The sequence below is a fragment of the Anabaena sp. UHCC 0399 genome, assembly GCF_034931465.1.
Lineage (GTDB): Bacteria > Cyanobacteriota > Cyanobacteriia > Cyanobacteriales > Nostocaceae > Trichormus > Trichormus minutissimus.
This window is the reverse complement of record NZ_JAYGGZ010000090.1, coordinates 1-13,215: the sequence shown is the minus strand read 5'-3', so window position 1 is coordinate 13,215 and position 13,215 is coordinate 1. Positions and strand designations below refer to the sequence as shown.

General features: G+C 39.1%; 10 protein-coding genes and 1 pseudogene. All 11 read right to left on the bottom strand.

Annotated elements, in window-relative coordinates; all coding sequences use genetic code 11:
- A pseudogene (locus tag VB693_RS28135) lies at nt 1–310 on the bottom strand (hypothetical protein); the annotation flags it as partial.
- 66 nt (nt 311–376) lie between these two features.
- Nucleotides 377–2,209, bottom strand: coding sequence for an ABC transporter ATP-binding protein (locus VB693_RS28130; RefSeq protein WP_323269138.1), 1,833 nt, complete (start codon nt 2,207–2,209; stop codon nt 377–379).
- A gap of 50 nt (nt 2,210–2,259) precedes the next feature.
- The gene (locus tag VB693_RS28125; RefSeq protein WP_323269137.1) at nt 2,260–4,053 is read right to left on the bottom strand and encodes an ABC transporter ATP-binding protein; all 1,794 of its coding nucleotides are present in this window, start codon (nt 4,051–4,053) and stop codon (nt 2,260–2,262) included.
- A 354-nt stretch (nt 4,054–4,407) separates the two neighbouring features.
- Nucleotides 4,408–4,575: a hypothetical protein gene (locus VB693_RS28120; protein ID WP_323269136.1), complete on the bottom strand. Its 168-nt coding sequence runs from the start codon at nt 4,573–4,575 to the stop codon at nt 4,408–4,410.
- Nucleotides 4,576–4,911: 336 nt separating this feature from the next.
- The gene (locus tag VB693_RS28115; RefSeq protein WP_323269135.1) at nt 4,912–5,907 is read right to left on the bottom strand and encodes a sucrase ferredoxin; all 996 of its coding nucleotides are present in this window, start codon (nt 5,905–5,907) and stop codon (nt 4,912–4,914) included.
- Between the two features lie 8 nt (nt 5,908–5,915).
- Nucleotides 5,916–6,845 carry an iron-siderophore ABC transporter substrate-binding protein gene (locus VB693_RS28110; RefSeq protein WP_323269134.1) on the bottom strand — a complete coding sequence of 310 codons (930 nt, stop codon included), beginning with the start codon at nt 6,843–6,845 and terminating at the stop codon, nt 5,916–5,918.
- A 66-nt stretch (nt 6,846–6,911) separates the two neighbouring features.
- Nucleotides 6,912–9,533: a TonB-dependent receptor domain-containing protein gene (locus VB693_RS28105; RefSeq protein WP_323269133.1), complete on the bottom strand. Its 2,622-nt coding sequence runs from the start codon at nt 9,531–9,533 to the stop codon at nt 6,912–6,914.
- Between the two features lie 205 nt (nt 9,534–9,738).
- Complete coding sequence (locus tag VB693_RS28100; RefSeq protein WP_323269132.1) at nt 9,739–10,740, bottom strand: AraC family transcriptional regulator; 1,002 nt, start codon at nt 10,738–10,740, stop codon at nt 9,739–9,741.
- 170 nt (nt 10,741–10,910) lie between these two features.
- On the bottom strand, nt 10,911–11,318 hold the full coding sequence (locus VB693_RS28095) for a DUF1636 domain-containing protein (RefSeq protein ID WP_323269131.1): 408 nt from the start codon (nt 11,316–11,318) through the stop codon (nt 10,911–10,913).
- Nucleotides 11,319–11,396: 78 nt separating this feature from the next.
- Entirely contained in the window at nt 11,397–12,398 is a 1,002-nt protein-coding gene (locus VB693_RS28090; RefSeq protein ID WP_323269130.1) for an iron-siderophore ABC transporter substrate-binding protein, read from the bottom strand.
- 38 nt (nt 12,399–12,436) lie between these two features.
- A partial coding sequence (locus tag VB693_RS28085; protein WP_323269129.1) for a TonB-dependent siderophore receptor occupies nt 12,437–13,215 on the bottom strand: 779 nt, incomplete at its 5' end.

The window sequence follows — 13,215 nt, the reverse complement described above, 5'->3', positions numbered from 1 at the left end:
TTGGTTTGGTCGCCATGTCGAATCAGCATCACACAAAATTGCCAAACTAATGGCAGGTTGAGCAAATCTGCCAAAAATTCGCAGGTTATAAGAAAACATTCTTTCAGGAAATGTGTCTTCTGGCTTGGATTTCGACATGAATTAATAGCCAAAGTTCTTCGCCGTGAATTTGCCAAACTTTGACTAATTTATCTGCATATCGTCTACCTTGTTCAGCGTCACGGGCTATTTGTTGAAATTCCTTATCGAGGAATTCGTGAGGACGTTCCCAATTAATTAATGCTGCGGTTTGGGGAAAGAAAAATTGCATGGCTTGGGGAAAGTATGCTTCTAAAATCTCTTTCCACGGGCTATCATTGTCTGCTCTTGACACAATCTAAAAAATCCAATCAGCTTGCTCATCAGCTAAAATATCATCAAAATTACCTTGTGCTACAACCCTACCTGCTTTCATGACAATAATCTGGTCAGCGCGACGTAAAACAGAACGGCGATGAGACACTACCAGACAAGTTGGTGTCCAAGGATTTTCTCCCTGTTCAGTTTTATTAGCAAATATCCGCGACCATAACGCCAATTCTGTTTCCACGTCTAACGCGCTAGAAAGGTCATCAAATATTAGTAACTCTGGTTGACGTACAAACATCCGCGCTGCTGCTACACGTTGCATCTGTCCACCAGAAAGGCGCACACCTTTTGTTCCCACTAAAGTTTCTAGCTTCTCATTCATGACTGCTAAATCTTGCTCAAACACAGCCATTTTTAAGGCTCTTTCAATATCAGAATCACCCTTAGACAATCCCAGCAATATATTTTCTCGTAAGGAATAGCTAAAAAGTTGGGGAATTTGTGGAGTATATGCACTGCGAGGCGGGACAAAAAAATTAGCAGGGTCTTCAACTATACGCCCATTCCAATAAATGTCTCCTGTTTGCTTGGGTAATAATCCTAACAAAACTCGTAGTAGTGTAGTTTTTCCAGCTCCAATGCGTCCAGTAATTACAGTCAAACTACCGCGTTGTATTTTTAAGTGGATATCTGCGATTCCTTGAGTTGTACCAGGATAAATATAAGTTAGATTTGATAGCCTTAATGACTGTAAATGATGACTTTCATTCTCTAAAGGTTGTTCTAATTGAGGTAGGATTTTTTTACTTTTACCTAAGTCTTGCAAATAGAGTTGATTTGATGCGACCAAAATCTCTGTTGATGCACCAGAAATTAAACCAGCCATGCGTTCAAAAGCCACCTCTGTTTGCTTATACAATGCCATAAAACCGCCTACAGAGCTAAAAAATCCAGTCACAAATGACAGGTTATAGACAAACAAAGCAAAGTCACCCACTGTTAACTGATTAACGCCGCCTTGCATCAAAAAAGCAGCCATCACCAAAATTAAACCTGTGCCGAAACTCACCATATTTTGAAATAGTGAATTGAGAATGGCGTTTAATAGGCTGTCTTTAACCATCATCTGGCGACGGTTTTCATTCAAAGTGCGGAAATAATTTAGTACATCTGGTTCTGCACCAGCTACTTTAATTGCTTGCACAGAACTAAATATTTCCCCTAAAATACCTGTTACTTGTTGAGTTGCTTGACGGCTAGATTTGCGATATTGTTTGATGCGAGTTTCTGTTTTTTGGATAATTACTACCATCCCTACCAAAGGAAGGAAAACAAACAGTGTCATGGTTACATTGACACTTAATAAAATGACTAAAGAAAGGACAGCAAATATTCCTTCTCCAAAGATTTCTGATACCCAGGCCACATTATCTTCAATGTGTTCAGTATCATCTCGAAAAAAGCTGATTACTTCACCCTGCGATACAGTTTCATTAGTATCCCCCTTAGCAATCATGATTTGAGCATGAGGATTATTGAGAAGTCGTTCTAATAAATTTCTTCTGAGTAACGACCTCATGGTAAAACGGTGCTGAGTTTTGGTAATTCGCCCCACAAATATAACCGCAATATGTCCTAAATTCAAAGCCAGTAAACCAGCAATAAATGCCCAAGGTGACAAACCAAATTGAGCTTTACCTGTGAGACTATTAAAAAATTCTCGAATAATTAACCCTGGTAGGGCAGGTAAGCCCATTATAAAAATCCAGAAGCAAGTGTCAATTAAATAGAGTTTTGGTTTATAGCAAATTAATTGCCATAATAACTGCCAACCTTGAAGCTTTTTTGTTGATGACAACATAGAAATTTGTAATTAGAAGAATAATATGAAGTAAATTTGTATAATCAAAATTAAACTAATAAATCTTTTAAACCAGCTTGTAATAATTGAGCAAAACGTGACTGAGGGTTTTTTGCTAACTCTTCTCGTTCACCGTACTCATTTACTCTACCTTTTTCTAAAATCAAAATTTGATTTGCTCTTTCTACGGTCGCTAAACGATGGGCAATTATAATGCCAGTACGGCCCAACAATAGTTTATCTATAGCCCTTTCAATGAGTTTTTCTGTAATCGGATCAAGGCGTGAAGATGCTTCGTCTAAAATTATTAAACCAGGGTCTTTAAGAAACACACGAGTAAACGCTAATAACTGCGCCTGTCCAGCCGACAAGCCGCTACTATCTGGCCCCAAATTTGTATCTAAGCCGTTGGGTAAAGAGTGCAACCATTCTGACAATCCCAATATTTCTAGTGTTTCATAGATGCGATCGTCGTTAATGTGTTGGTTGAAGAAGGTTAAATTATTACGAACTGTAGTTTGAAAAAGTTGGACATCTTGAGTTACTAATCCGACTTTTCCAGGTAATTCTGTCAACGAAGTTTGGTCAATAGGCACACCTCCCAAACGAATTGAACCTGATTGTGGGTCATACAATCTCAGCAGTAATCGCGCTAGAGAAGACTTACCGCTTCCAGTGCGTCCCAGTAACCCTAATACCTGACCAGCAGGCAAATTAAAAGATATATTTTGCAGTACCAAATCTTTATTACCGCTTATCCTCAGTTCCCGGTTATTGTAGCTAAAAGAGACATTTTTAAAAGCTATAGAAAGTGCGCCTGGGGGAATTAATTTATCGCCGCTTGCACTCAATTGAGATTGAACTTGTAATAAGTCTGTAATGCGGTAAATACTCGCATCTGCTTGCTGGAGGTCTTCAAATTGATTGCGAATTTGTTCAATCGGTTCGCTCAGAATAGTGGTGTAATAATATAGAAGGTAAACTGTACCAATAGTAATTGCCTGTTGACTCCATAGGTAAGCACCAACTGTTAAAGAAATTATGCTCCCCAAAGTAAATATACCGTTGGTTGTAACCCAGAGAATTGTATCGGCAAAGCGTGCTTTATGAAAGATGGGTAGCCAGTTGCGGATGATTTTATAGAAGCGGTGCATGACATAGTTTTTAGCTCCATTGGCTCGGATATCTTCTATCCCTGTTAGCTGTTCACCCAAAAAGCCAAAAAACTCTGCACTAAATTGGCGATAGCCTCTCCAATGTAAAACTGCAATGGTACGCAACTTAATGAGAGTAGATAAAGCTATCAGCGCAAACAATAAAATAGCTAAACCGGCTCGCCAATCTTCGTAAAAAAGTACCACAATCACACCCAACATCATAAGCAAGTTGCCCAAGATGTGAATGGTAAATTTAGAGAAAAATTCTGACAAATTTTGCACATCACCGTCTATGCGTTCAACTAATTCGCCGGGTGTACGGTATTTGTGAAAGGATAAATCTAGTCTCAAGCAATGCTCTACTAAATCTGCACGCAAAGCATTGGTAGCTGTCCAAGCCACATTCTCACCGTAGAAGGTTGCGGTAATTGACATTGCTTGGGTGATTAAGGCTACAGCAATAAATAAAAAGGCAGCTAAGAATAATTTTTGACGATGGTCTCCGACCGACTGTAGGTCATCGCCACCCGCAACAGCCATGTCAATGAAATAACGTAAAATTTGGGGGTTGAGGATTTGTAAACCGATGCTTACGAGTAGTGCGATCGCAAATTTGATCACTCTACCCTTTTGCGGCTTGAGATAGTCTACAAGTAAGTTCCAGTATTGCTGTAGTCCAATTTTCATAAAGCTTTAGCTATCAGTAAGCCGTATTCTGGAAGCTGATTTTAGGATCACGTAGAGTCCTGGAGATAATCTTTTTCAGTTAATTCTCGTATTTTACGCTTAATTATGCCCATTTATTGCAATATCTTTGCCAAAATAAGAGCCTACAAAAATTTTGGCAAAAACGGCAAAATGACTCATACATAAGAGTTTAGCTGACAAGGTAGCTTGGAAGCTCAAACCCTTGATACCTTGGGCAATACTTTAAAAAATGCTTGCGGGAAACCTTGAAGTAATTTTTAGAACTTATTGTTTTTGCCAAACCTTTGAGAAAAGGACGTTAATACATCAAATCAGCCTCGTAAATTGGCGAAGTTATTGATTAAATACTTCATAATCTCCTTGACCGCAAATAGTTGTTTTGCCGCCTGCGTGTTGAACAACTCGACAATCATTGGATGTTCCTTGCACAGTCTCCAAATTGGGGCTATTGGGAACACCACTTTGACAAGCCGTAATTAAGATCACTGTGACAATGAGCAAGCCAATGTATTGATATTAGTTTCAAAGAAATCTATTTTACTAGTTCCTTCTATCAAATTTATTAAGGTAGTTGGCAATTTTTCTTTTTGATCAAAAATAAAACTCTTGAGTAATTCTTGGCTATCTAGATGAATGTCTACTTTCAGTCGCCGCTTTTTAGCAGCAATAGTAAAATATTGTCTTTGTTCTAGTGGTTCTATTTCAAACCAGTCGAAAAAACTTTATGTGCCATTTCTTTTTGAGTATGAAACTGATAAATTAAATCCAAATTCTAAGATAATCTTGATTTACCTGACTATCGTCAGACTCAACATATAGATCATCATAAAAATTTGATTACGCCAATTTTACTAGACTAGTGACGTGATACTGCTTTACTTCCTCTAAAGTAGGGTTTGCTCCTGATTTCCAGGCTGTCATTACTGAGCCTCTCACCTCCACCCTAGCTTGATATGCACTGCTGATATTTCTATCGGCTGTGGTGAAAACAATGCGAACATCAGCCCATTCTTGATTAATTTCATCACTGGCTAAAACTTGACCAGCTTTGTGATATTCCAGCCAGTTCCAACCTTCCTGCATCCAAATCTCTCGTTCGGCGATTTGTGCAAATTTGGGTAAACCAGCCCAGCCTCGATAGTATGGATACAGTTCTTTAACTGAACCATTACGTCGGACTAATAAATCTAAAATTTCTGGTTTTAAATGACCCCAGTATTGTCCTTGGGGTAAGTCAACTAAGGTAGGTGCAAACTCGTGTCCACCAAAATGACTACATCGCCAAACACGCAAGTTACTGTTATTTACCGTCGCATATTCAGAACGTAATTTTTGATAAATCGGATAACCAAATCTGCTACAAGCCACATCCACATTCCCGTGGTTGCAAACAAGTATTTCTCGAATGTGGTTTGTTTGTTGGCGATATTGGTCAAAATTTGGTAATTCTTCTGGGTGTTTGAGTAAAGCTAATGCCAAAGAGCCAAGTAAAGCATGAGGTACGATAAATTCGTGTTTCTCAAATTGGGCAAAAAATTGGGCTGCTTGGCGATAGTATAGTACACGAGTGTAATCTGGATGGGAGTATTCTGGATCTGGTGCGATCGCCAACTGTCTGATCGTCCGTCCACCTTCCCAAACAAAGTTTAAAGCGTCGACTACTCCCTGTGGCATGGGATCAGGTTCAATCCAAATTGGAACTGGCCAAGGTTGTGCAGCTTCAATAATTAAATATTGTTCTACCGCTATAGCTGATCCAATTGGATCTTCACCGTTGGCTTGGGAAATTTCGGAACAAAAGCGGCAATGGTTTTGAGTCTTGTTAATTGACATATTCAAATTCACTTCACTAAATATTTAAACAAATCATCAAGAATTTTATTAGCTCCTAAAGGGCCACCAGCTAACCAATCACTCTGATTTACTATATATACTTGTTGATTTTTGACTGCTTTTAAATGTTGCCAAAGAGGACTTTGTAAATAAGATGTGTCATTATCAGGAGATTCATTGATTATGAATAAAACATCTGCATCATATTTATTTAAATCTTCTAGGCTCAATTGTAAAAATCTTTCTTCTTGATTTTTCTGAATTGATAAGCGTTTCACCCCTGCATCATCAAGAACTTGATTAAATACAGCGTCATGATTCAAAGATTTAATATTCTGTCCACTAAATCCAATGACAGATACTTCTATTTTTTGCAAGCGATTACCCATGAGTATCTTAAAATATTGAATTCGTTCTTGATATTGATTTAATACATACTTAGCTTTTTCCTCTTTACCTAATACTTGAGCAATGTAACGCAAATTATCCTGAAAATGATTAAAGCTTCCCCAGTCCACTAACACTGTAGGAGCAAATTTACTAAGTTGATTGTAAATATTTTTTTGATATTCACGTCCTAGTATTAAGTCAGGTTTGAGCATGAGTATTTTCTCCAAAGAAGGCTGAAATGCACTACCAACTTGTTGAATATTCCTCACTTGAGCTTCATGTATGCCACGAAATAAAACTCCTTGTTCGGGAGCATAAGTAGCTATTCCAATTGGTTTTACACCCAAAGCCAACACAGGATCGAGGATAGTTGCATCATGTAAAGTGATGATACGTTGAGGTTTAATCGGAATTTTTGTTTCTCCTCCAACGTGTTTAACTATGCGTGTAGATACTGGTAGTTGAGAAATAGGTAAGGCACTATCAAATTGCCTGGGGTTATCATCATTAATATGCTGATAAACCCAGAGACAAATGATAGCAGCCAAACCTAATAAGAATAGCTTGATGTAACTGATGAATTTAATGCTTACCTCCTGATTAATTGGGAATTATTACCAACTAATGCGGTAATTCACTCTCAGACTTCGACCTTGTTCTAAGTTATTTAACAATTCATCCAGTCCGCCACCTGCTTGAGAGAAGACAGAGGAGTATTTGTTATTAAATAGGTTTTGAATACCTACTTCTAAATTTCCCGAACCAATTTGAAAGCTGCTGATGTAATCGACGACAAGATAATCTTTAATCGTGACAAAATCACTACCTGCTTCAAAACCGCGATCGCGATTACCAACATAGAGTAATTGCAAGCGATTTCGCCACCCTGGAGTAGTTTGATTTTCCACATAAGCTGTTAACTTCAATGGCTGAACTTCTAATGTCCGCAAAGCATTAAAATCACCATCTTCATTTTGATCGTCTTCCCCTTCAGTCCAAGTTAAACCAGTACCAAGTTTCCAATTTGCGGTTGCTTGCCAGTCTAAAGTCGCTTCAATTCCGTAGTTCCTTTGGGGAGCGCGAATATACTGAATCGTACCATCTGGCAGACCTCTGGAAGATAGACCGAGAGCAGAATAATTAAAAAATCCTGCGAGAGTCGCCTGTAAGTTATTCCAATTTCCGCGTACACCAATTTCGTAATTGTCTATCTTTTGTGGCTGGAGAAAGCGAACATCTCTGTCAATCGTGAATCCAGGAGGTAAGAAGTTGAGGACGCGGAAGAGTTGCGGTACTGAATAACCTTGAGCAAAGTTAGCAAAAACACTAACTGTAGGAGTAATTTTATAGACACTACCCGCATTAAACACGGTGTCACTGAAATCTAGTTCACTACCTGCAACACTGGGGCCAACATAGGGATCAAAGTTGTTGTCTAATAAAGGTGTGAATTCGTTCACACTGAAGTTGAAACGTTCGTGACGCACACCACCACTGAGAATTAGTTGTTCGCTTACATCCCATTGTGCTTGGGCAAAAAATCCTAAGCTACTCAAATCAAAGGCTGGGTAATAAACTTGTTCACCAATTTTACGCAGAATCCGACGGTTATTATTACTAGCATCAAAAGCGACGGGATCAAATATCTCTTGGCGGGTATCTCCTTCTTGTTGTTTCTCGTAATCAGCTCCCCATAATAAAGATACAGATGTAGATAGGGGTGTTTGAATCTGTAACCTTCCTCCAAAAGCTTCTTCTTCAGAACGGAAGCGATTGATGGCATCTGCAAATCGACCCCGGTCATCTCTGCCTACTCCTAATTCTTCGGAACTGCGATAATAGGCTTGGGCTTGCAGTTTGCTACCAAAAACTGCGTCGTTAGTATAGTTGAGGTTAACAGATGTACTAGTAATTCGAGGTGCATCAGTTCCTTCGTAAACCTGATTTTCTCTTAAGGCACGAGTTGTTTGCAATCCGGGGATTGTACGCGTAATCGGATCGGCAATGAACTTAATCTTACGGGAGTTATTCCCACGATTAACGCTGAATTGTAGGCGTTGTTGTTCCCCAATATCAATGCCTATCTTGCCTAATACATTTGTAGAGACTGTATCATCTGATGTGGCGTTGTTACTGGGAATGCGTGAGCCATCAGCATCAAAGAAACCGCCGACGCTATTGCGTGAGAGAGAAAATACGTAGTCAAAAATCCCATCTTTACCGGAAAATCCATATTGCAGGTAATTACCAAAGCTATTTTCTCCCAGGAAAGCATCACCACCAGCCGCCGCACTGACTCCAACTTGAGCAGTAGAAGTAAATCCTTCAGTGGGTTTTCTCGTAATAATATTGATCACCCCACCAGATGCACCTTGACCAAAGACTGCTGTAGGTCCCCGTACAACTTCAATCCGTTCAATTGCATCTGGGGAAATATACTCTAACTGCGTATTCACAAAGGAATTACCTTGTTGTGGTACGCCATCAATCAAAATTGATACTGGACGACCTCGCAAAGTTTGAGCATTACCAGCGCGGTTGAGTGAGTTTGGCGGCCCCAAACCGGGAACTGTCCGCCCTAAGATATCTCCTAAATCATTGCTGATAGCTGATTGTTTCTCAATTTCTTCACGGGTAATCACAGTCACACTGCGCGGTATGTTGGTAATATCTTCCTCAGTCCGCGTCGCCGTCACTACCAGTTCAATCGGCTCATCAACTTCCGCAGATGGTTGTTCTGTCTGTGGCTGTTGTGTTTCTGGTTGGGGAGGTGGGGAAACAGATGATGCAGCAACCTCTACACCAAAAATTAAACCCTCATCGCTGTCAAATAACTCCACCTGGGGTAATTTTGTTTCACCTGTCACAGCAACTCTGATAGTATTTACATCGGAATTACTGACAGTGACGAGGGTAATTCCACTAGCGGGGTTTTCTTGGCGAAATTCCTGAGTTAATTGAGCATTGGGAATTTCAACTAGATAAACATTTCCCTCACTCTTATTGACAGGTCGCAGTTTTTCCCCTTGATTTGTCTCTAAAATGATCTCTATACCTTTATCAGTTGTTTGTAACTTGACATTGGTAATCTGAATTTGTGCTTGGGACAGCAATTGTTTAATGGTGGTAACAGGTTTGTCTATTTCCTGTTTTTTATCTTCAGCCCTCCCAGGTAGATTAATTAACACCAAAGCTAATATCGTCATCAAAACAAGTCTTTGCATCTGACTAGCCATAACTCCACACAACCAAATCCAAAATTGAAAAATTTTCTGAATAAATGCGCTTTCACACTGCAAAAATTGACCGCAAAATTCCCTTGATTACGGGAATATAGGCAGTATTATCGGTGCAGTTTTTAGTAATTACTATCAAGAAGCTTACAGGAAAGTCTCAAAGTGTGAAGCATAGATTTGATGGCTAGGCGGAATTTTTTGATGGCTAGGCGGAATTTCTCATCTGTTTTTGATGACTTCTCAGATACAAACTGGGATTAACCCCATACTGCTTACGAAATGCAGCTGCAAAGTAACTGCGGTCTGTAAAACCAACTACACGAGCCACTTCTTTTATACTCATTTCACCTGCTGCTAAGAGTTGTCCTGCTTTTTCTAATCTGTGGTCATGCAAATAGCCAAAAGCGGTTGTACCAAATACTTGACGGAAACCGCGTTTAAATGTGCAGTCGTTTAAACCCACCATCCGCGCCAGTTCGATTAAGGAAGGAGGATTATTTATATTCTCTAATAAAATATCTTTTGCACAGTGAATACGTTCTATGTCATCTGGTTTGAGGTGACAGACATCTTTTTGAGATTGTCCTAGTGCTAACTCTTCTGAAATTAGCAAGGCCATTAACTCTAAAGCCTTACTTTCTAGATATATGCGCTTAGTAACACCCTGATAAGGACATTGTAGAATTTGTTGCAAAGCCATCGTCATTACAGAGGTGGTGTTACCGGAACGCACATAAAATTTTTGTTCTGGTGTTCCCAGTAAATGAGTGAGTTGTACAGTTCTTTGCTCAGTGTGAAGGTCTAGACATGAGCAAAAAAACTCTGGTTCGATATGGAGATTAATGGCCAGAGTTCTCTGGCTTGCTAACCATTCATAAGATTCTTTTGGTGCAACACCGCTACCACAAATAGCGTACTGTCCAGCCAAAGCAGAGCTAGATTGATTTTTGTGACCACCAGATAGATAAAAGGTAAACTCTAAACTGTGTTGGCGTTCTGGAGATTTGAGAATCAGATCATCATGGAGTTGGTAGTCAGCAATTGTTAGCTCCAAGCCTTCCCGCAAGTGAATATATCGGAGATTTCCTTGACCTAAGGCCTGTGGATATGGGCAAATCGTCTCAAACTTATCTGCACACTGGTTTTGGATTTCTTCAGTTTCTGAAAAAAGTTCCCAGAAATCTGGCTGCGAAATCGTGATTGACATTATCTCTATCTGGTGTGTGGAAAATTAAAATACAAATACTATTTATTGTTTATTGTACACTATTGATAATTAGTTGCAGTAAATTTGGGAAGATGGGTCTATACAAACAAAGTCCATTTACATGGACTTCCAGAAATAAACCAGTAAATTTCATTATTGATTATCAAATGCTAACAAGCGGCGGGTTGGGATGCGATCGCCTCTGGTGTAGGAGGAATGCGTACTAAGAGATGCGATCGCAATGTTCCAGGTAGTTTAGGGGGTAAAACATACCCATCTTGGCTTTCTTGATAAAGCAGGCTGAATTCCAACAAATCACTTATGCTTTCCTGTGGCAAATCAACAAAATGATATGTGTATTTTTGCGGACAAACAAAGCTGACAGCACAAGAATATTTTTTAACGCAACTCCACAAACACCCCACAGATTCAATGTTGAGGCTACTGTAAGCGGAATCATTTTTTTGAGTCTCTAGCAGCTTCAGTAAGAGTTGATTTCCCTCGGCGCGTTCGTCTGCTTCTTCGTGGTCGAGAACAGCACTACATGATTTACAAACAAATAAGGTATGAAGTGTCATAATTAGGTAGTTTATAAAAAGTATTTAAACCAATCTTCAAGCACTAAATTCTCGGTGTTCGGATTATCTCCGAAAAACTCAAGGTGTGTCAATTAGATACTTAAATAAGTCATCAATAATCGCATTTGCCGCTAACATACCACTTCCAATCCAGTATTGTGGAACTAAATAAACTTTATTTTCTCGTACAGCTTTTAAATTTTTCCACAGTGGACTTAATTTAAGTTGCTCTAATTTATATTGTGCTGTTTGATTACCTTTGGCATCATTCTCAGCCGTCCAGATAAATATAACATCACCATCAGCTTGTTCGATTAATTCATTACCGATGGACATTTGAATCTGATTATTAAATAACTTTTTGGCTTCTGATGCCGTGAAATTTTGCGATTCTGGGCGAGATAATCCGGCATCTTGCAAAATAGTTCCGCAGAAAGAATCAAGGAGATAAAGGTTTATTTTATCTGGATATACGCGCACTACAGAAACTTTAATCTTTGACAAATTATTGCCCATTTTCTGCTTAAAGTCTGCGAGACGACGGTAATAATTTTCCATTACCTTTTGACCAGCTTCTTTTTTACCTAACGCCACACTAGTATTTGTAAATACCTCTTTCCATTGACCACTGTGTTCAAATTTCAACAAAACGGTTGGAGCAATTTTTGAAGTAATAGGATAAATATCTAGTTGATAGTCAGAACCCACAATCAAATCTGGTTTGAGTGCAAGGATACTTTCTAAGTTAGGTTCGCCAGTTGTCCCGATGTTTTTTACTCCTGTTAACTGATCTTGCCAAAATGATGAAAAATGGGAGATCACAGCACCAAGAGGTTTAATTCCTAGTGCGATCGCATTTTCAGCATCATCTAGAGTCACAAGTCGCTCAAATTTGTCTGGAACACAGGTAATTCCCGCAGTGTGTTCTACCTGACGACAAGCAGCGTTGGTACTTTGATAATTAACAGGTAGAGAACCACCACGATGACAAGCTACAGCCAGGAGTACAGTAAAAAATATTACACTACTAAATCGTAACCAGCGAGTAAAGCTTTTTATTCTGATATAACTGTCATTCATGATGAAATCTCATACCCCACACCTGATTTTCGTCTGAATTAAAATGTCACAGAAAAACTACCAATAACCGTTAATGGTGCGCCAGGTTCTATGGTAACTCTACCAAAATTTGCTCCTTGAAAATATTTTTCATTCAACAGATTTTGGATATTAATTCCAGCCCGCCAATTATCCCGTTGATAATAGATAGCTGCATCTGTTCTCAAATAGCTAGGGATGATATAGGTATTATCGGTGTCACCTTGGCGATCGCCTACATAAAATAACCCTAGACCAAAACCTAAACCTTGCAAATCACCGCTTTGCAATTGGTAAGTTGTCCACAAACTAGCTGTATTAAATGGGACATTAGGTGGTTGATTACCAGCTAAACCATCATTACTTTCGGTAATTTCGGCATCAATGTAAGAATAAGATGCGATGACATTCCAGCCAGGTTGAATTTGTCCTGCAACATTGAATTCAATACCTTGGTTGCGTTGTTTTCCTATGGGAATGCTAAAGTCTGGATTAGCGGGATCAGTTGTAGCAATATTTGATTTTGTAATATGATAAGCTGCCAAAGTAGCAGCTAATCTGCCATCCAAAAATTCACTTTTTACACCAACTTCATATTGAGTTCCCCGTTCCGGTTCTAGAACTGAACCATCTACGCTTGTACCAAAATTTGGTTGAAAGGATTGACTGTAACTAGCATAAAGAGAAATAGGTTGAATGGGTTGATAAACAATACCCAGTCTTGGAGTGATAGCTGTATCATACTGACTAGATTCACTGTCATTCAAGAAATTTCTGCTTTTTTGGTCTACAATATCCC

Coding starts and splice junctions, on each gene's coding strand:
- VB693_RS28130 (WP_323269138.1), bottom strand. CDS start 2,209: ATGTTGTCATCAACAAAAAAGCTTCAAGGTTGGCAGTTATTATGGCAA.
- VB693_RS28125 (WP_323269137.1), bottom strand. CDS start 4,053: ATGAAAATTGGACTACAGCAATACTGGAACTTACTTGTAGACTATCTC.
- VB693_RS28115 (WP_323269135.1), bottom strand. CDS start 5,907: ATGTCAATTAACAAGACTCAAAACCATTGCCGCTTTTGTTCCGAAATT.
- VB693_RS28105 (WP_323269133.1), bottom strand. CDS start 9,533: ATGGCTAGTCAGATGCAAAGACTTGTTTTGATGACGATATTAGCTTTG.
- VB693_RS28100 (WP_323269132.1), bottom strand. CDS start 10,740: ATGTCAATCACGATTTCGCAGCCAGATTTCTGGGAACTTTTTTCAGAA.
- VB693_RS28095 (WP_323269131.1), bottom strand. CDS start 11,318: ATGACACTTCATACCTTATTTGTTTGTAAATCATGTAGTGCTGTTCTC.
- VB693_RS28090 (WP_323269130.1), bottom strand. CDS start 12,398: ATGAATGACAGTTATATCAGAATAAAAAGCTTTACTCGCTGGTTACGA.